Genomic DNA, 19498 nt, shown 5'->3' on the forward strand with positions numbered 1-19498 from the left:
GAGGGACATGTCGCCGACAGGCCAACGGCACAACGCCGTCCCACAGCACCGGCCCCTCACCAGCCCAAACACTTTTTCAGGGGCAAGTAGCTAGTCATTGGTGTGGCGGTGGCCGTGGTCGCTGGGCGGCGACGAATGGGCCGCCATCCCGATCATCATCACGGAGGTGAGGTAGGTATGGATCTGCGGAAGCTGGAGCCAGCAGGTCTGAAGCGGATCCGCGAAAAGGATGTCGGCCCGCGTGACATCAGATGGCTCGTCCAGGTCGACGTCGAGCGTGCGGCACTCGAGGAGCGTTGGGGCGCGACAGAGATCGCCCACGACGACTTCGCGAAGTGGTTCTGCTTCGCCTTCTCCCCGGCGGAGGGGGAGGCGTTCATCCTGCTGCTGCAGGTGGACCATCCCGTGGCCGGGTTCGTCCTCAGCGTGACCAAGGGGCTCTTCTCCCCGGAGGCCGCCGAGCGGATTGTCCAGGCCCTGGACATTCCTGGTGCGCGGATCACTCGCACGAACTCCGAAGCCACCCCGTAGCATCCGACGCGCCCGGCGCGGGCCTCCCCATCCCGGGGAATGGCCGCGCCGGGCACAAGGCCGTTCGCCGTCAACCTACTTTGCGCGAAGCTGCAGCGCTCAATAATGGCGGTGGGGCCCTCCAGATTGTCTCCTGGGCCGTGATGAACCGGACGTTCGTCTTCGTCAAGCTCAGATGGCCACGCTTCGGCAGGTGTACTGCTGAACCGTGGCGGTGAGCGAATGATGCCTGTGCCGCGTGGCGTGGCGAAACCTCGCACAGTGCTCTTCGGCGGCCGGCGGCCGGCTCACGGCACTGAGTGGACGGATCTTCCGAGGTGTGGCGGTGATTGTCCTGGCGGCCAGCTTCCTCGGTCTGGGCTCAAGCCTGTTTCCCAGGCGAGCGGGAATGCCTGACCTGTTGCGGGGCGCACGGAACGGCGAGACCTCCGTCGTGCAGGTTGTGGGCGCCGGTTGCGGGAGCAGTGCATGACTGGTGGTCGTCGGCCGCGCTGAAGCGGTTGCAGCCGGACCGGAACGCCGTGGTGGCGATCCAGACCCGCTGGCACCCGGATGACTTCTCCGGGCGCCGCCTGGAGGAGGAGGGCCGCCTGGAGGAGGGCGGCCGGTGGAAGGTCGTCCACCTGCCCGCGATCGCCAACCCGTCCAAGTTCGGCCCGGACCCGCTCGGCCGCGCCGACGGTGAGCCGCTGCCGCACCCGAAGATCCCGACGAGGAATCGGCGGGCGCTGCTCGCCTGGTGGGCGGACGTCAAGTCGACGTTCAGCGTCCGTGACTGGCACGCCATGGCGCAGGGCGACCCGCAGCCGGCGGAGGGCGCTCTCGTGTCCCGGGATCTGCTGCGCATGATCCGCGACGGCACGACGAAGGTCGAGCCGCAGAAGAAGGCCGTGGCCGTCGACCCGTCCGGTGGTGGCCGCGACGTCGCCGGCGTGATCGCCGGGTTCCTCGGCGACGACAAGCGCGTGTGGATCACGCACGACGTGTCGGCCGCCATGTCGTCGGCGGAATGGTCCACCGCGGCATCCCTGCTGGCGTACGAGACGAACGCGGCCGTCATCTACGTCGAGTGGAACTACGGCCGCGACATGTGCACCCTTGCGATCCGCACGTCGTGGGAGACGCTGCAAAGCGAGGGCCGCATCCCCGAGAGCCATCTGATGCCGCTCATCCAGCCCGTGCAGGCCAAGCAGGGCAAGCTGTTGCGCGCGGAGCCGATCGCCCAGCAGATGGTGCAGGACCGGGTCCGGCTGCGCGGTGCGTTCACCGACCTGGAGAACGAGTGGGCGACGTGGATGCCGACCGACCCGGACTCGCCGGGCCGTATCGACGCCTCGTGCATCCTCGTGTACGGCCTGATCCCGGAGGCCAACCAGGGCGCCATCGCCCACCCGCCGTTGCCGAAGGCTCCGCAGCCGCAGCCCGGCGGCTTCGGGCAGTCCAGGGGCGCAGCGTCCGTGTACGGGCGGAGGATCGGAAAGTGACGGATCCAGGGGCCAGGACGATCTTCTAATTCCGGTGCGCAGGCGGCAGTTGTGTTCTCTGGGGCGGGCTACCACATGCCGGGCGTATCATCGGGGGAATTGCTGGATCTGACTGGTGAGGCCCGAGTTGGGTGAGCGACACTACCTCTTCTCCGACGAGAGCGGAGACCTTCAGTGCCGTGCGAGCAAGGACGTAAGCAAGTACTTCGCCGTCGGTACGCTTCTCATCGAGGAGGGCGAACTGGCCCGCCTTCGGTCCGAGATGGCCGCGCTTCGCGACGTACTCGCCTGGTCAAACCACGGCCTGGACTCGTGTTTTCATGCAACGGAGGACAGCTACTTCGTGCGGGAGCGAGTGTTTGACCTCCTGAGCAGCTTTGACTTTCGAGTCGACGTAACGCTGCTGCAGAAGAACAAGGCGCAGACTCAAGTCAGGCGTGACGAGCCCACGTTCTTCAAGTACGCATGGTTCTACCACCTCAGGTACATCGCTCCCCAGATCTTCCAGGAGGACGACGAGGTCCTGATCGTCGCCGCCGAGCTCGGTACCAAGAAGGTGCGGAAGGCGTTCCGGGCTGCGATCGAAGACGTGATGCACCAGTGCCTGCACTTCCGAGTGAAACGTACCCTGGCCTTCTGGCGTGACGAGAGTGACTTCGCGCTCATGGCCGTCGACTACTGCCTCTGGGCAGTCTTCCGGAAGTGGGAGCGCGGGGACGACGCGAGCTACAAGAAGATCGCCGACAAGATCCATACAGAGTTCGATCTCTGGGCCGCCGGCAGGACCACGTACTTCTAGTCCCAGAGACCACGAACCCCCGATCAGCTAGGCTCATGGCCGAGCCCAGGGGCTCTTTCGCCGATCGGGGTCGCGTACTTCGACTATAGGCTAGCCTCTAGAAAATGTGGACATCGCCGTCAAGCCGTTGACAAACCGAGACCTGCGACGTGCGAGTATCACGGAGAGTGACCTCAGCTGTCATCCTTCGATTGCCTGATCAAGTTCCCCGGGCCGCAGCCTCGCAATCTGGCAGTCCACCGACCCGGGCAGTCTCGGTCGGATCGACGCCTCGTGCATCCTGGCGTACGGCCTGTTCCCGGAGGTCAACCAGGGCGCCATCGCCCACGCGCCGCTGCCGGAGGCTCCGCAGCCGCGGCCTGGCAGCGCCTTCGGGCAGTCCAGGGGCGCAGCATCCGTGTACGGGCGGAGGATCGGCAAGTGAGCTGCGGAAGCCTGCGAAGGTCTGCGTGGATTGCGAAGCGGGAACCAGGTCATCCGGGCGAGGTGTCACCCAACCGCATTTGCTGCCGGAGCGCTCGCCGGACCAGCGCTCCACTGTATGCACGCGGCAGACGTCCAGCCTGCGCCGCAGCTCTGGCTGCTGCCGTCGCCAGCTCAACCATCGTCGCGTTGGGGAGTTCCAAGTTGAGGGCTGCAAGGGCGGCTTCATCCACCGGCCGGGGCGGGGCCTCGCGCAGGACGGCCAGTCTCGGATTCTCGCGACTCAAGCTGAACAGCACCGCTGTCGGCCAGTCGACGGCGCCCTCAAGTGTGCCCATCAGCGTGTCGCAGGTCCCGACGATGTGCCACTCGACGGATGCAGTGCACCACACGTGATCTCCGATTCGGTATGCGACGATCTCGCTGACCGAGCCGAAATGTGCTTCGTCGGTGAGCCACGTCGATGCCTCAACGACGACAGAGGTGCCGTCCGGCATCGGCGCGGTGCATTCAAGGGGGCCGGGGAACGGGAAGTGCGCGTCAGCGATCTGCTTGATGCCCCGCAAGACCGTCTCGGACTTCAAGATCTCGATGACGAGGGCCCCGTCCACCTCTGCCGGCTCGGTGAAGTGGCTCGCCAAATCGTCCATGCTGGTCAGCTGCACGAACCGGTCGGCCATGCCGGCGACGTCCTTGTTCATCGGGTACGGGTACGGGGTTCCGTCACCGAAGTCCTTCGTGTTCGCGCTGACGAAGTAGACCGTCTCGTCGGGGTGTTTCTGCGCGTACTCCACCGCGGACAGCCAGATCGCGGCGTCGCGGGATCCGGTCTTGTGGCCTTTCACGTCCTTGCACGGCGGCAGGAGGTTCGCTTCCCGGAAGAGGGCCTGCCGCAAAGCATCATCACTCGTGGGGATCACACCGAGGAGCTGGCCCCAGGTTTGGCGCCAGTGGTCCCGGATCCGTTCCGTGTCACGGTTGCAGAGCTGCACATCCAGGCCCCACGGGGTGCCTTGACGGAGTGCCTCAACAGCCTGCGCCGCCCGCTGGTGAATCTCCTCGTACTTGATGGCCTGCTGAGCGGCCAACTCCTCGATCACCATCCACGGTGCTGCAACGCCCTCGCGGCCAACGGCCTTGATGGTCCGTAGAAGGTCAGCACTGCTGCTCTCCGGGCTGAATGATCGAAGAATGCTCGTGTCCAGGATGATCAAAGCTCGGCTCCCGTTGCCGTGTTGAGGTGATCTCTCAGGGTTCCAGGCAGTGCGCGCGCGTGCACCCGCTTTGGTCGGAGGGAGCTGGCCGACTGGCCGTAGCCGAGCCCTCGCCAGACTCCTTCACACTGGTTTGCGTGAAGATGCCCCGAGTTGAGTGCGGCACCTGTCGCCGGCCCGTCCCGTTGGAATGGTCGCCGGAGGCCCCGGTAAGGGTCGCCTGTGGCGGCACGACCCGCCCGACAGGCGTGCCTGGTACGGCGATTCCCTGGTGTCGTGCCCCGGCTCGCCGGCCATCGTGGATCTGCCGGTCCCCGGCGAGCAGCTGGAGGTCCTGCCCGCCGAGGCGGAAGACGCTGGCGACGTCGAGACGATGGCCCTGTTCTGACCCGGCTGGTCAGTCAGTGCCCATCGTTGGGGTCGGGGGCTGTGTCGGCCCCGGCGGCGGGCTGCTGGCCTCGGGCTGCGGGCTCGCTGGGGTGGCGGGCGCCGGGGCTGGGGGGTTCAGTAGCAGGTAGAACGCGGTGAGCACTCCGACACCGACCAGCAGGGCGGTGGCTGCCTTCTTGCTGCGGTAGGCCACATACGCCGCGACAGCGGCCAGCGATAGGGCCACAATGGCTTCGAGGGGCATCTGCGTGTCCTTCGTTCCAGGTGCCCGGCCGTCGTAGTCCGCCAAGATCCCGACGGCCGGGCAACTTGTTTCCGGTGAGGAACGTAGGGTTACACGCCGCCTAGGGGTTACCCCGCCGAGTTTGGTCCAGTTATGGGAAATTGGCAGCGCTCCACCAGTGAATGAGGTATAGCAGGGCACCCGCTGCACGGTGTGCCGCTCACGTGATGATCTGCGCAGGTCGTAGCTGCAACGCGTGGGATCCGCCGCTGGGCTGTCAAGTCCCGAAACGGTGGAGAGGGGCCCTGAACCAGATCCCTGTGCCGCTGGTGGGTGTGGGTCGCCTCAGTGACGCGTATCGGGACGTCGGCGGCTGAGGTTGCGCGACACCTGCCGTCCGGACGCTGTAGCGGCGTAGCCGCCGACGTCCTTTCCGCCCCTTTGCACTGGGGCCGCTCGTCCCTCAGCGAGCGCCTCGGAATGCAGCAGAACCGGCATAACGGAAGGGGTGCGTGAACCCGGATGGTGATCAAAGTGCTTCGGTGGAAGATCAATCTCGGAGCATGATTTGCGGCTTTAGACCTATAGTGTGCCGCCGCATCCGCAAGATCTTCAGCAAGGGACCGGGCATGATCAGCCTTCCGGAGCTTCTCATCCTCGCGGCCGCCGGGTACCGGGCAACCCAGCTGGCAGTCCATGACTCCATCCTGGAACCGGCGCGCGTCACCGTCTTCGACTGGCACAGCCGGAAGCCGACCAGCCGGGTCCGCACCGCAGCGATCTCGCTCATCACCTGCGTGTACTGCATGGGCTGGTGGATCAGCGGCGCCATCCTCGCGACCTGGCTCCTCGCCTCCGGCCAGTGGGACAGCGCCCGGCTCGTCGTCCACGGCCTGGAGTGGTTCGCCGTCGCCGGTGCCGCCGTGCTCCTCAACCGCGTCGACGACACGCTCGGCGACCTGGTGAACCGCTGATGCGCGGCGAACTCACCGCCGCCGCCAGCCGGTACGCCGAGCGCAAGCTCCGCGTCGCCTCGAAAGGCAACACCGACACCGGCTGGCAGAACCGCGCCTGGCAGCTGTACCGCCTGGTCCCCGAGGTCCGGTTCGCCGCGTCCTACATCGGCAACGCCATGTCCGGCGCAACCCTGTTCGCCGGGCGCCGCGCCGACGACGGCACGATCGAGAAAGCCCCCGACGACCACCGCGCCTCGCAGATCGTCCAGCAGATCGCCGGCGGCCCGGACGGACAGACCAAGCTGCTCGGCGCGTTCGGCAAGCATTTGACGGTGTCCGGCGAGGGCTGGATCGTCATCCGCCCCAACTCGGAAGTCCTCAGCCCCGACGCCCCGGAGGACGGCCACGACTGGCGCGTCCTGTCCACCCGCGAGGTCCGCCAGCAGTCCGGCAAGCTCACCGCCGAGATCGACGGCAACGACGTCGCGATCCCCGCCGGCGACGAGGACCGCCTCGACCCCGACGCGCCCGTAGCGCTCCGCGTGTGGGAGCCCGACCCGGAGCGCGCCATCGAGGCGGACTCGCCGGTGCGCTCGAGTATCGACCTGCTGGAGGAGTTGCTCCTCCTCAACAGTGCCGTGAAGGCGATCGCCCGGAGCCGGCTCACCGGACGCGGCATCCTCCTCGTCCCCAAGGGCACGAGGTTCCCGACGCTGCCCACGCAGGGCGACGCCGAGGACGACCTGATCGAGATCCTCATGCAGGTCGCGGAGACCGCGATCCGCGAACCCGAGAGCGCCGCGGCGACCGTGCCGATCGTGCTGGAGGTCCCCGCCGAGTCCATCGCCGACTTCAAGCTGCTCACGTTCGAGAGCAACTTCGACGAGCTGGCGCTGAAGCTGCGCGAGGAAGCGATCAAGCGGTTCGCGACCGGCCTGGAGATCCCGGCTGAACTGATGCTGGGCCTCGGGGACACGAACCACTGGGGTGCGTGGATGCTCACCTCGGAGGCCATCCGCATGGGCATCGAACCCAAGCTGGCCACGGTCGCCTACGCGCTCACCCAGCAGTGGCTCCGCCCGCTCCTGCAAGCGGAGAACGTATACGACTGGCACCGCTGGCTCGTCTGGTACGACACCGCCCCCCTCCGGGTGCGCACCAACCGGTCCGAGACCGCCCTGCAGGCGTACGACCGAGGCGTCATCTCATCCGCCGCGCTGCGCCGGGAGACGGGCTTCAACGAGTCCGATGCGCCCGACGCCGAGGAAGACGCCGCCCGCGAAGAGCAGACAGACAACGAGCAGCCGCCGCCGCCCCGCCCGAGCCTGCCCGTTGACGAGTCCACGAAGGAGCCGAGCACCCTCCCGGCCTCCGCCATCGCCCGCGGCCACGAAGGCCTCCTCGCCGCCACCGACGGCCTGATCTGGGCCGCCCTGTCGTCGGCGGGCGACAAGCTGCTGCGGACCCCCGTCTGCCCCCGGCCCGAACGCGCCAAGGCCCGCGCGATGCAGTCGGCCGCGCTCCACACCGTGTGGCGGGTCGACCCCGACCAGGTCGAGCAGTACCACCTCCTCGAAGGAGCGTGGGGGCGCGTCCCCGAGATCGCCCGACGGTACGGCCTCAACCCCGACTGTCTGACCGCCTCCCTCGACTCCTACGCCCGGGAGCTGATCGTCGCCGGCATCGAGCACTCCTACGACGTCGTGCCCGGGGTCGTCACGTCCTGTCTGGGGCTGGCCGCGTGAGCGGGCTGCGAGGAGAGACCCCATGCCGCAACCGGCCCTCACCGTCACCGTCGCCCCGGGCACACCGCGCGAGGACTGGTGCAAGGTCTGCAAGGCCTACACGCGGCTCGTCGGCCACGTCGTGGTCCTCACCGCTGAAGGTGTCTGCCCGGCCGGCGACTGGGCGTGGTGCTCGGTCTGCAGCGAACCCGATGACCGTGAGGTGACCCGTGGCTGACGACCCCCGGTACCAGGCGCCGCTCGGGCACTCGGTGGCCTCCCACCGCGTGCACGGCTGGTGCTCCCACTGCACCGACCACTACCCGGTCGAGGAAATGGTCGCCTGGCGCCACCACGAGAACGACCGCTACGAGGTGGCGAAGCACACCGTCACCCCCGCCCCGGAGACAGGTGTCACCGTGGCCCACGAGCGGCCGTGCCCCGAGTGCGGCCGTGAAGCCCTCATGGTCGTCACCGCACAGGTCCGTGACGACGACGGCCCCAGGCCGGCCGGTGGCTGGGCGGTCTGCCTGCACTGCGACGCCCTGCCGCACCCGCGCTGGGAGCACGTGGGCCTGATCGCCGCCGACGAGCGGGTACGTGCCCTGCACGTCGACGACTTCGGCGGCTGCGCCCACTGCAATCGCACCCGCGAGGACTTCGTGCCGTACCCCTGCCCGACCATCACCGCGCTCGACGAAGCCAAGGAGCCCGGACGTGGCTGACCTGCATGCCCTGCTCGACCAGGCGGAGGAGACCGTCGCCGAAGAAGTCAGCGCCGTCCTGGACGAGGTGGCGGACGAGTTCGCCCGCCACGTCGAGGACGCCACCGAACTGGTCGCCGCACGGTTCTCGGTGTCGCAGATCGCCCGCATGTTCGCCGACCGGATGCCGCGCATCGTGCGCCGCCTCCTCGGCATCTCGGAGCAGGCCGCGAACGAGGCCGCCGACGACGTCGACGGTGAACTGCCGCCGGACTGGGAGGACCTGCCGGGCCGGTACGACGACGGCCGCCCCCTGCCCCCGGCCATGTCCAGCTACGTCACGACCACCGAGCACACGCTGCGCGCCGTCGGTGACAGGCTCGCCGAGGTCGCCCGCCAGGAGCTGGCAGCGGGCATCGACGCAGGAGAGGACATCGACCGGCTGCGGGCCCGGCTCCGCGCCGCGTTCGCCCGCGAGGGGGCGCAGCTCGGCGACGACCGCGAGGAACGCATCGCCAGCACCGAGGCCGGGCGCGCCTGGAACACGGCCACGCTGGGCGCGGCACGGGACGCGGCCGGACCGGACAAGCCGCTCGTCAAGCAGTGGATCAGCCGAGGCGACTCCCGCGTGCGGCGCGGCCACAAGGCCGCCAACGGGCAGCTCCGCCTCATCGATGAGCCGTTCACGGTCGGAGGCGTGCACATGGACGCCCCGCACGACCCGGCCGCCCCGGCCTCACAAATCGTCAGATGCCGTTGCAGGCTTGCAGTCCACCCCGAGACGCAGGCTTCCGCCTTCGGATCTCAGGATGCGTCACCGGCGGCGTTTTCGGATCCAAGGCTGACGGCCGCTGGCGAGCACACCGGAGCGATGATCGCGCTCGTCCCCACCGAGGGCGACGCGGCCCGCCTCGCCCTCGATGGCGGCGAGTCGGCCGAGGAACTGCACTGCACGCTGTGGTTCCTCGGCAAGGGGGCCGACTGGACCGACGACCAGCGCAACGAGCTGACCGGCCTGGTGCGCGCCCGCGCCGCCACCCTGCCCGGCCCGGTCCGCGCCCACGCCTTCGGCGTCAACCACTGGAACCCCAGCTCGGAAGACCCCGCATGGGTGTGGGCAGTCAGCGACGACCGCGAGCCCGGCGACGAGGCGGCCAGCCTGCAGGAGGCACGCGACGTCCTCGCCGTCGACGCCCTGGAAAGCACGCACGACCGGCCCGAGACGCCGCACCAGCATTCCCCGTGGGTCGCCCATACGACAGCCGCGTACGACGCCGACACGTGGCCGCTGGAGCCCATGACCGAACGCCTCGGCCCCGTCACGTACGACCGCGTACGCGTCGCCTTCGCCGGCGAGTACACGGACATCCCCCTCGGCAGCCAGCAGGAGGAAGAAGCCATGCCAGAAGCCGCCCAGGCCGCCACGGTCGTGGCCGAGCCGATCACCACCCGCGCGTGGTCGACGCCCGGCGACACCGCGATCGCCTTCGAGAACGAAGAGACCGGCGACGGCAGAGTCTTCGCCGCGGGGTCGCTGTACTGGGACCGCGACCCGCTGCCGTTGCAGTACGCCGACGAGATGGGCATGGGCCACGATGGGGCCGAGCTGTGCGGGGCCATCAACACCGTGATGCGGGACGGCAACCGCATCACCGCGGCCGGTGTCCTCTACCTCAACCGGTACGCCGGTATGGACGCCGTCATGCTGCTGGAGCAGGAAGCGCCGCTCGGCGTCTCCGTCGACCTGGACGACGTGGATATCGAGTTCGTCGACAAGACGATGGATCCGGAAGACGCCGACTGGCTGTTCGCGTCGGCGCACCTGGCGCAGGCGAGCGTGCTGCGCATGGACGACGGCTCGGTGATGTTGTCCGGTGCCTCCCGCGCCGAGTGGACCGCGTCCGCCGGAGGGCATATGGCCCGCAACCGGTTCGACCTCCAGCTCATCACCGGCCCCGGTGGCAGCGTGGACGCCGCCACGATCCGCACGGCGTTCGCCCGCTCCGGTGTCCTCACCGCGGCGGCCGGCGACCCGGACGACTCCGAATCGGGCCTCGTCGTCCACGCCGAACGCGCGGGAGACTTCCTCGTCCGGATCACCCGCGCCCGGGTGCGTGGCGCGACCCTCGTGGCGATGCCCGCCTACAACCGGGCCCGGATCGTGCTGGATCCGCTGGAGGAGACAGCTTCCTCGAGCGCCCCCGCCGTCACCGCGTCGGGCGACGTCTACGAGCAGGTCGTGAGCTATGTGGTCACCTCGCCGGTCGCGGTCGGCGCCCGCGACGTCGCCACCGCCCTCGGCATCGGCATCCAGGCTGCGCGCCGGCACCTGGGCAAGGCGGCGAAGGGCGGCAGCATCGTCCGTCTCGCCCCCGGCCTGTACGTCGGCCCATCCACCCTGCCCGAAGGCGAGGTGACCGCCGCCATGTCGGGGAACTTGGACCTGCCGGTGCACGACGACCGCGAGGCCTCGTGGGACGGCGACAAGGCCCGCTCCCGCGTGCTGGAGTGGGCCACCGACGACGAGGGCAACGTCGACCCGGACAAGCTCGGGTCCGGGTTCCTGTACCGCGACGAGGACGCCGACCCGGCCACCGCCAGCGCGTACAAACTGCCGTTTGCTGACGTGTTCACCCGCGACGGCAGCGAGCGGCTGGAGATCGTCGCGAACGCCGTCTACACGATCGCGTCCGTCCTGCAGGGCGGCATGGGCGGCGTCGATGTCCCCGACGGCGAACAGGACAAGCTGCGCTCCCGCGTCGAGGACCTGTACGCCCGGCTGGCGAAGGCCTACGGGGACGACTCGATCACACCGCCCTGGGCCGACGAGGAGACCGCCTCGCTCGGCCTGCCCCTGGAGATCGAGGCGTCGGCGTGGACGGCGATGCAGCAGATGCCGCCCATGCCCGCCGACTGGTTCCGCGAGCCGACCGCCGAGGAACTGCCGCCGGGTTCGGGCGGAGTCCACTACAAGGACGGCCGCGTGTACGGCTGGGTCGCCCGGTCCGGGGAGCCGCACGCCGGCTACCCGGGCAAGCAGCTGACCATCGACAAGCTCGCCCGGCAGGGCCTGGACACCACGCACTTCCTGCGCGCCCGGTTCAACCTCGACGACGGCACGATCACCCGGGTCGGCGCGATGACGATGAACGTGGGCCACCACCGCGACGGCGCCGAGTGCGAGACCGACGCCTGCCAGTTCGACGACACGAGGACGGTCGGCGCGATCGTCACGGTCGGCCTGTCCAAGGGCGGCTTGTGGTTCTCCGGTGCAGCTGCGCCGTGGCTGTCGGAATGGGACCGTGCGGTGTTCCAGGCGTGCCAGCCGAGTTACCACCTCAAGCAGGGCCGCGGCGGCACATGGCAGCTGCGGGCCGTCCTGACGGTGCCGGTGCCGGGCCACTCGTCGCCGCTCGTCGCCGCCGTCCACGCGGTCGCCGAGCGCGCTGAACTCGCCCTCGCCGCCTCGGCGGCCGGCCTCCTCGCCGCGCCGGACAGCCTGTCCGGACAAGATCAGGACACCGTCCGGACGCTGTCCGGGCCATGCGCTGTCCAGGCGGCTGACCTGCCGGGACAGCGTCCGGACACGGTGTCCGGACAGGACGGCGGTGGCGGCGTCGACGAGCTCGCCGCTGCTCTGCTGACCGACTCGTTCGTGGACCGGCTCCTCGACGCCATGGCCGCACGGGAGGCCGTACGACGGGCCGAGATCGAGGCCTTGGCCGCCTCCCTGGCCGCCACCCCCGAAGCCATCACCGCCAGTGCCGCACCGAAGGGAAACAGCTGACATGGGCTGCGCGTGCAACAAGAACCGCCCCAACCGAGTCAACGGTGAGGCCCCCCTGCCGAAGCCGGAGACGTTCGAGGTCGTCCTGAACGGCAAGATCGTCTTCAAGCACACGTCGGCCGAGACCGCGAAGGCGATCAGCAACCGCTACCCGGACAGCATCGTCCGTGAGCAGTCCACCAGCCGGACCGTGCACGAGTCGACTAAGAAGTCCGCCCCTGTGGCCAAGTAAGGGCTCTGGCCGCGAGTCGACTGAACATCGTGCGGGGCCCCTGCTGCACTATGCAGACGAGGACCCCGCTATCGAGAGTCCCTTACGGCTTGGTCGCCTTCGAGGCGCTGCGAGAGGCTTCCGCGTAGTGATTCAAGAGCATGGTCAAGGCGCGAACCTATGCACTGGTGCTTACGTCGCCCGCGCCCTGCTCAGCGGAGAGCCCCCTAACCATGTGCACGATGGCACCGAGGTTGGGCTGGTCCTGGTTGTAGAGCAGAACCTGACGAGTCCGGTCGCGTGGAAGCTGTGGCGGGAGGTGGCCGATGTTTCGCTTGGCCAGCTTCCGCTCGATGTCCCGCATGATGCGAGCCCCGGCAGTCTGCATCGAAGCGATCGAACCGTCTTACGGGTCAGCCGTGGTCCTCCCAATCCGCTTGGCAGAACCGGGCCTCGCTGACCATGGTGTCCCCGGCTCTGGTGGCCCGTACGTACATGTTGAGACCGTCCGGCCCGAGATCGCCGCCGCAGCCGATGACCAGGCCCCTCTCACGATCTTCGAGGTGCTGGATCAGGGCTGCGTCAACGGCTGAGACCGACATGCCGATCAGCCGGATGCCGTCGAAATCGACCTGCGGCCCGGTGCGTCCGTGCACGGTGACGGCGCCCAGAGTAGGGGGCCAGCCGCGGCCGCAGGAGTAATGCGCGGTCACGCCGGCGATATCGAACCGGTCATGGTGCAACATCCACTCTCCGGGGCCTTCCCAGGGCTCTCCAAAGGGATACCGGCCCTGACGGGCGGCTGGTACCTCGTTCAGCGCGGCCGCCACCTGTTGCGGGTCCATGCCGAACCGGAGCGGGCCGATGCTCTCCAACGGTGTCCAGTCCCAGTGGGTCCGGTCCTGCTCGGCCTTCACGGGCCACGCCCCCGGGTTCGGCTCTCGGTCGCGGACATCGCACCACTGGATGACCGGCTTGGAACCGTACGGATCCTCGGCCAGCTCGGGTCCGACAAGCAGCGCATGGGTGATCATTGTGTCCTGCCGCTGCGCGTACCCTTCGGGCGACAACCCCAACTCCTGCGCGGCGCCCATGGAAACTCCCCAAGCCGCTACCTCTGGATCACCGCTCCAGTTCACCCGCACGGAAGCACCCTCCCGGCGTGCGAGGTCGTGAATATCCGAGCGCACTTCGGACGGAACCCGAGCGATCAGCTCAACGTCCTGCAGTCGCACCAACGGTCCATCCATCGCATCGATCGCTACCGCGACCAGACCGAAATTCTCCCCGTAGACCGCGGTCACCCCCCAGTCGCTGTAACACCCCCAGCCAACCCCGCTGCCCAGCCCCTGCGAGACGTAGGCGATCGCCCCGTCCAGAGCCGACGCCACCTGGTCGGGGTTCATCCCGAACCGCAACGGCCCCACACCCACCAACGGCTCGAGCACCCACTGCGCCCGTTCCTCGGGCTTCCTGTTCCACCAGGGCATTCCAACCCCCACGATCGCTCCAAGCACCCCCGGCACTACCTGCCAGTGATCTTGTGGGAACCCTAAGCGTGACCTCTGACAACACGGTCGCTGAGAACATCTCACTGCCCCTGTAAATGCGAGTGCCGGTGATGCTGACTGGCCTCCTCGTCCTGGCCGCCGTCACCTGGGCGGTCGACCAGCGGCGGCGGCGCGGCCCGTCCACGGGCGCCAGCGCCTCCGTCGTGGGGAACGGCTCTGTCCGGGGGGCCTCGCCCCCTGCAGATGCCCCCTGTTGTCGCTGTTCGCTGTCACAATTCCAAGGTCCCGTGGAGGCCTGGAGGAGGGGTTTCAATGTCCGCGGAGACGGCGGCGTTACGCCTGGGTATGACCGTGGCAAGTGCGGCAGGGAAGTTGTGGCTGGGTGGCAAACAGCGGGAGCAGGAGCGTCTGCCGCCGATGGAAGAACTTGTCCGCGTGCGGGTGCCCGGCGTTCGACTTCAGCGTGAGGTGAAGCAGCAATTCGACCAGATCACCAACGCGGTGTTCGACCGGCTGGAACCGTTCCTGAAACACGCCTTCCAGCGGTGGGACGAGGGCGGTCGACAGGCGGTGATCGATGCCGTATTCGACCCCTTCGTACGGGCTGACTTCTCGGACGAGGCGCTCCTTGCCGCAAACGCCCAGCCAGCTGCACTCATTCGCCACATCATCGCTTCCGTAAGCGCGCCGGTTGGCTTGAACGAGGCGGAGACCCGTCTGTACGAGGTGCTCTTTGCCGAGTGCGTCGAGTACTACGTCTGCATCGTGCGCAGTCTGCCGGTCTTCGAGGAGCGGGCCGCTGGCGAGCTGCTGGTGCGGACGGCAGCGCTGGGCGGTGAGGTGGCGCGCATTCTGGAACGTCTTCCGGACCGTTCACTGTTTGCCCCAGAAGGTACAGACCAGGATACGGTCTTCCGCCGTACCTACCTGGAGTTGGTCAGTAGAGATCTCGACGAAGTCGAGCTGTTCCGCCGTAAGTCGGAGAACGCAGCTCCACCCCGCGTCCGGCTGTCCGTCGCGTTCGTCAGCCTCCGAGCCACGGGAGACGACGGGAAGCGGCCACGCGGCGCCCGCCGCTTCGAGCCGCTGCTCAGGCCCGACATGAGCCACTGGGAAGAAGCCGGGGGCGAGGGCTCCGGTATGCGGGTTGAGGCAGCGTTGGGTGGTGCGTCCCGGGTCCTGTTACGGGGGGAGGCCGGTTCAGGCAAGACGACTTTCCTGCGGTGGCTGGCCATCACGGCGGCGCGCGGAGCGTTCACAGGCGATCTCGCAGACTGGAACGGTCTCACTCCTATCTTCATCAAGCTGCGTGAGTACAGCGGGCGCACGCCACCCAAACCAGAGGCGATGCTCGACGGAGTCGCTGGGCCCATTACCGGCATCATGCCCAGGGGATGGGTGGAGCGGCTGCTGGACAGCGGTAAGGCTCTGCTGCTGATCGACGGTGTCGACGAGCTGTTGGACCGGGAACGCCGCGTAATTCGGGACTGGCTGCGCAAGTTGCTCGGGCTACGGAGGTACGCCCGTGCCCGACAGTGAGTAGCGGCCGGTCGTCCCGTTCGAGCCTCGCGGCAGGCACCGGGAGCTGATGGTCTGCCGCGACACCGAGATTGCGGCCGTAGGGCGGGCGGGGAGCGGCAAGACGCTTGCCGCCTGCTGGAAGCTCCACCTCACCGCCATGAAAGTCCCGGGCCTGCGGGCACTCATGCTGCGCGCCACGCACACGAGCCTGACCGCGACGACCCTGGTGACCTTTCAGCAACAGGTCGCCCTTGCGGCCCTCGCCGACGGCTCCGTCCGGTGGTTCGGTGGCTCGGGCAAGGACCCGGCTGCCTTCCGGTACGCCAACGGCAGCACGATCCTGGTCGTTGGAGGAGACCGCCCGGAGAAGTTCCTCAGTGCGGAGCTTGACCGGATCTTCGTCGACGAGGGCGTAGAGGTCACCCTCGACCTGTGGGAGACGCTGATCTCCTGTCTCAGGGGCCAGGCTGACACGTACCGCCAGACATGCTCGCGACCAACCCGTCGCACCCTCAGTACTGGATCAAGCGGCGGGCGGACGAGGGTCGCCTGCGCATGATCACGTCCTCGCACCAGGACAACCCGGCCTATGTGCACCGCGACGGCTCCTACACCGAGGCGGGGCACGCCTACATGGCCGCGCTGGACGCGCTGACGGGCGTCCGCAGGCAGCGCCTCAAAGAGGGCCGTTGGACAGCCGCTGAGGGCGTGATCCTCGAGGAGTTCGATGACACCGTCCACCTCGTCGACCGCTTCGAGGTGCCGGCCGACTGGCCCCGTATCTGGGGGGTGGACTTCGGCTTCACTAACCCGACCTGCGTGCAATGGTGGGCTATTGACCCTGATCAGAGATTGTGGCTCTACAGGGAGCTGTACCACACGCATAGGACGATCGATGAGCACGCGCGGACGATCCTGACGGCCGTGACCGAGGAGGACGAGGACGGCGCGCGGCGGTGGACGGAGCCGAAGCCGATCGCCGTCGTCTGTGACCATGACGCAGGCGACCGCGCCGTCCTGGAACGCGAGTTGGGGCTGTCGACGACCCGGGCCCGCAACGACGTAAAGATTGGGCTCCAGGCGGTGAAGACATGGTTGCGCCCGGCCGGAGACGGACGGCCGCGCCTATTCCTCATGCGGGACGTACTGATCGAGCGGGACCCGGCCCTCGCCGAGGCGAAGAAACCGCTCTGTACGGCCGAGGAGTTCCCGGGCTATGTGTGGGCGAAGCCGACCAGCACCGCGGCGGCGAACAAGGCGGAGCCCGAAGAGCCGCTGAAGGTGGACGACCATGGATGCGACACCTGCCGCTATGTCGTCGTGGAGCTGGACCTCGTCGGTACGTCGAGCGTTCAGTCTCCTGCGCAGCGCGGGCAGGTGGGCGGGCCGGTCAGCCGCGGCGCCGCGCGGTACGGGCGCAGCATCGGCAACGGCGGAGGGGCTGGGCGCGGGCGTCGTTGACGAACGTCAGCAAACGCTGATCCGGTCACGGCAGTTCAACGAGGATCCTCCACTCAGGCCTGAACTGCTGGCAGGATGTGCGCTCATGGCCACGCAACCGGACCAGGCGCGGACAATGCCGTTACCCGCAACGAACCACCCTGGCCACAGTGTCGTGATCAGCGACCGCCCATTCGACGACCTGGTTCAACGGTTCCAGCGGGACTGTGCCGCGCTCGGAGTGGAGGACCGGGTGACCCTCCGAGTCAGGGTTGCACTGAGGCGTCGCTTTCGCCTACGTCAGTGGAAGCGAAGTGTGATCCTCGGATCACTCGTCGCTCTCCCCGTGGTGGCATTGCAGGCGGCCATTTTTCTGCCCATTTTTCTCAGGCGTAAGCAGCCCGACGCTCTTGACAAATGGCTCGAATCCCACGTGAACGCCTCATTGCTTGTATCCCTGAAAATCATCGTCGTTGCATGCGCTGTCGGGTACATGGTGTTCGAGATGTTCGGCGATTACCTTCTGAATCCCAGGGAAACCGGCTCAAAGCTCGCAAGGTTCCTCATGGCGCGCCGATACGCTCTCGTCTCGCAGTGCGCCGAGGCGATCCATGCGTGCAGTGAGGTCCGGCGAGGTGGCCAGCACAACCCCGCACGGTTTAGGAAGCTGTCGAAGCGCCTCAAGACGGTCCGGCGTGGGATCCTCAGCGCACATCACAGCCGCGGTACCGTCCCCCGGCGGTCCCATCGCACGCTGCCTCTGAAGCACCACGAACGCCGCGTCTCGGCAGCACTTATGAAGCTTGAGACCAAGTTGGACCTCGCTCCGAACGAAGCTCTACGCGAGATCGCGGAAGCGCTCTTGACGATCTCCGACCGGTATTGCGAAGGGCGTGTTGGTGAATTCTTGGATGACCAGCAGCTCACTAGTGTTCCGCCTCAACGTAACTGGGAGGCGTTGCGATACCTCGCGGCATTTGTGCTTGCTGGTGGGGGTATTGCTGGTCTGGCAACCACGGGGGCTGTCCCGGAGAGTGCGGAGACGTATGTCTATGGGAGCGCTGTGGGTGCGGCCTGCGTCATCGCATTCGGGCGTAACTTCCGGCGCGCCCTGGACGTGGTGAGCACGATCACGGGCGGATCCTGAGCCTGTTTTTCGTTACGTCGCGGAGCTGGACCTCGTCGGCATGTCGAGCGTGTAGTCCCCTGCCCGCCGGAGCCAGACCATCGGCCGGGCCGGCCGCGGCGTACAGCAGTACGGGCGCAGCATCAGCGGCAGCGGAGGGGCCGGGTGCGGCAAGCGCGGAAGGAGCTGAAGCATCATCACCGGCCCTTGAAACCGGACAAGATGGTGGGCGATCAAGCCCGCACAACCGGGGGGACCCGTGCACACGCACCGCCGCGCCGCCGTACTGCCCGCTCTCGCTGCTCTTCTCCTCGCCGCCACTGGATGCATGAGCATCGATCACGCGGCCGTTGACGCCGACGCCAAACCGGCGGCGTCCGCCCCGCCATCAGTCAGCCAGGGCGCGCCCGGCGGCAGCAAGGGCGGTACCCCGCTCGCCGAGGCGATCGCCCGGCTCACCGTCGCCCCCGAGCACACAGGGGGCTACAACCGCCGCGCCTTCAAGCACTGGAACTCGGGCCTCATCCCGGACGACGGGTGCAACACCCGTGACGAACTCCTCCTCGAAGAGGCGGTCAAGCCGCCCACCAAGGGGGAGGGCTGCAAGCTGACCGGCGGCGAGTGGCTGTCCTACTACGACAACGTCACCGTCAACGACCCCGCGAAGCTCGACGTCGACCACATGGTCCCCCTGGAAGAGGCCTGGTCCTCCGGCGCGTACGAGTGGGACGCCGGCCGGCGCGAGGCCTACGCCAACGACCTTGCTTCGCCCCGCTCCCTCGTCGCCGTGACCGCGAAGACCAACCGCAGCAAGGGCAAGCGGGACCCGGCCGAGTGGCTCCCGCCCGCCCCCGGCGCCCTGTGCACCTACCTGGAGGACTGGACCGCGACAAAGCTCCGGTGGAGCCTGACGGTTGACCAGGCCGAACACGACACCCTCGTCCTCCGCGCCAAGGAATGCCCCGACTCGACCGTGACGTACGAACTCGCACCCTGACCCCAGCTGCGCCCGGCTCATCGAGGAGCCGGGCGCAGCCGCTCGCGGCCTCGCCGGGCTGTCAGCTCTCCTCGTCGACCAACTCGGCCGGGACGAACGAGACGTCGAGGACCTGGAAGTCGGGACCGGGGCCGGTATGCCAGGACCTCTATTCCCTCGGCGGTGACCAACTCGACCGTGAGGAGCGGCGGCCCGGAATCCATGCGCGGCCGCTCGGTGTGATCAGCCATGGGCCCACGGTAGGAAGCCGTGCCACGGCGTGTCAGGAGCTCACAGAAGCGGCGAGGGTGCGTGGTCCTGCGCCGCCGTCAGCCACCCAGGGGCGGCTGAGGCGGCTGGGCCTGGCTGGCGGCGTCGGCGTACCAGTGACCAGACGGCCTCGACGGGGTTCAGGTCGGGTGCATACGGCGGGAGACAGACGGTGGTGAGTCAGTCGTGCTCGGCTGAGGGTCAGCGC

At 68.1% G+C, this 19498-nt stretch carries 16 protein-coding genes and 1 pseudogene; 14 read left to right on the plus strand and 3 right to left on the minus strand.

Annotated elements, in window-relative coordinates; translation table 11 throughout:
* Positions 1–177: 177 nt before the first annotated feature.
* The 3 genes from ACIQMV_RS37795 (at position 178) to ACIQMV_RS37805 (ending at position 2814) form a co-directional block, all read left to right on the plus strand.
* Positions 178–531, plus strand: coding sequence for a hypothetical protein (locus tag ACIQMV_RS37795; protein WP_402597612.1), 354 nt, complete (start codon positions 178–180; stop codon positions 529–531).
* Positions 532–995: 464 nt separating this feature from the next.
* Positions 996–2015, plus strand: coding sequence for a hypothetical protein (locus ACIQMV_RS37800; protein WP_402597613.1), 1020 nt, complete (start codon positions 996–998; stop codon positions 2013–2015).
* A gap of 115 nt (positions 2016–2130) precedes the next feature.
* Complete coding sequence (locus ACIQMV_RS37805) at positions 2131–2814, plus strand: DUF3800 domain-containing protein (RefSeq protein WP_402597614.1); 684 nt, start codon at positions 2131–2133, stop codon at positions 2812–2814.
* A 473-nt stretch (positions 2815–3287) separates the two neighbouring features.
* Here the strand turns inward: ACIQMV_RS37805 and ACIQMV_RS37810 are convergent, their stop codons facing one another.
* Positions 3288–4451 (minus strand): PIN domain-containing protein, encoded by a 1164-nt coding sequence (locus ACIQMV_RS37810; RefSeq protein WP_402597616.1) that lies wholly within the window; start codon positions 4449–4451, stop codon positions 3288–3290.
* Between the two features lie 1242 nt (positions 4452–5693).
* Between ACIQMV_RS37810 and ACIQMV_RS37815 the strand changes: the two genes are divergently transcribed.
* The 6 genes from ACIQMV_RS37815 to ACIQMV_RS37840 are packed head-to-tail and all read left to right on the plus strand — an operon-like array spanning position 5694 to position 12467.
* A complete protein-coding gene (locus ACIQMV_RS37815) occupies positions 5694–6038 on the plus strand; it encodes a DUF1360 domain-containing protein (protein ID WP_402597617.1) in 345 nt (114 codons plus the stop codon).
* Positions 6038–7765: a hypothetical protein gene (locus ACIQMV_RS37820; protein ID WP_402597619.1), complete on the plus strand. Its 1728-nt coding sequence runs from the start codon at positions 6038–6040 to the stop codon at positions 7763–7765. The genes ACIQMV_RS37815 and ACIQMV_RS37820 overlap by 1 nt, the downstream gene beginning before the upstream one ends.
* 22 nt (positions 7766–7787) lie before the next feature.
* Positions 7788–7982, plus strand: coding sequence for a hypothetical protein (locus tag ACIQMV_RS37825; protein WP_402597621.1), 195 nt, complete (start codon positions 7788–7790; stop codon positions 7980–7982).
* The gene (locus ACIQMV_RS37830; protein ID WP_402597622.1) at positions 7975–8469 is read left to right on the plus strand and encodes a hypothetical protein; all 495 of its coding nucleotides are present in this window, start codon (positions 7975–7977) and stop codon (positions 8467–8469) included. The genes ACIQMV_RS37825 and ACIQMV_RS37830 overlap by 8 nt, the downstream gene beginning before the upstream one ends.
* On the plus strand, positions 8462–12235 hold the full coding sequence (locus ACIQMV_RS37835) for a phage minor head protein (protein WP_402597623.1): 3774 nt from the start codon (positions 8462–8464) through the stop codon (positions 12233–12235). The genes ACIQMV_RS37830 and ACIQMV_RS37835 overlap by 8 nt, the downstream gene beginning before the upstream one ends.
* Before the next feature lies 1 nt (position 12236).
* A complete protein-coding gene (locus ACIQMV_RS37840; protein ID WP_388732828.1) occupies positions 12237–12467 on the plus strand; it encodes a hypothetical protein in 231 nt (76 codons plus the stop codon).
* A 392-nt stretch (positions 12468–12859) separates the two neighbouring features.
* Here the strand turns inward: ACIQMV_RS37840 and ACIQMV_RS37845 are convergent, their stop codons facing one another.
* On the minus strand, positions 12860–13894 hold the full coding sequence (locus tag ACIQMV_RS37845) for a hypothetical protein (protein ID WP_402597625.1): 1035 nt from the start codon (positions 13892–13894) through the stop codon (positions 12860–12862).
* Positions 13895–14269: 375 nt separating this feature from the next.
* Here ACIQMV_RS37845 and ACIQMV_RS37850 point away from each other — a divergent pair, with 375 nt between their 5' ends.
* From ACIQMV_RS37850 to ACIQMV_RS37870, 5 genes are all read left to right on the plus strand, one after another.
* Positions 14270–15496 (plus strand): NACHT domain-containing protein, encoded by a 1227-nt coding sequence (locus ACIQMV_RS37850; protein WP_402597626.1) that lies wholly within the window; start codon positions 14270–14272, stop codon positions 15494–15496.
* A gap of 49 nt (positions 15497–15545) precedes the next feature.
* Entirely contained in the window at positions 15546–16037 is a 492-nt protein-coding gene (locus tag ACIQMV_RS37855) for a hypothetical protein (RefSeq protein ID WP_402597627.1), read from the plus strand.
* Positions 15965–16939 carry a hypothetical protein gene (locus ACIQMV_RS37860; RefSeq protein ID WP_402597628.1) on the plus strand — a complete coding sequence of 325 codons (975 nt, stop codon included), beginning with the start codon at positions 15965–15967 and terminating at the stop codon, positions 16937–16939. Before ACIQMV_RS37855 ends, ACIQMV_RS37860 begins: the two co-directional genes overlap by 73 nt.
* A gap of 295 nt (positions 16940–17234) precedes the next feature.
* On the plus strand, positions 17235–18065 hold the full coding sequence (locus ACIQMV_RS37865; protein ID WP_402597629.1) for a hypothetical protein: 831 nt from the start codon (positions 17235–17237) through the stop codon (positions 18063–18065).
* A gap of 307 nt (positions 18066–18372) precedes the next feature.
* The gene (locus ACIQMV_RS37870) at positions 18373–19041 is read left to right on the plus strand and encodes an HNH endonuclease family protein (RefSeq protein ID WP_402597630.1); all 669 of its coding nucleotides are present in this window, start codon (positions 18373–18375) and stop codon (positions 19039–19041) included.
* Positions 19042–19311: 270 nt separating this feature from the next.
* Here ACIQMV_RS37870 and ACIQMV_RS37875 read toward each other — a convergent pair.
* Positions 19312–19455, minus strand: a pseudogene (locus ACIQMV_RS37875) (hypothetical protein); the annotation flags it as partial.
* Positions 19456–19498: the final 43 nt, after the last annotated feature.

This window comes from Streptomyces sp. NPDC091412, assembly GCF_044756885.1.
Classification (GTDB): Bacteria; Actinomycetota; Actinomycetes; order Streptomycetales; family Streptomycetaceae; genus Streptomyces.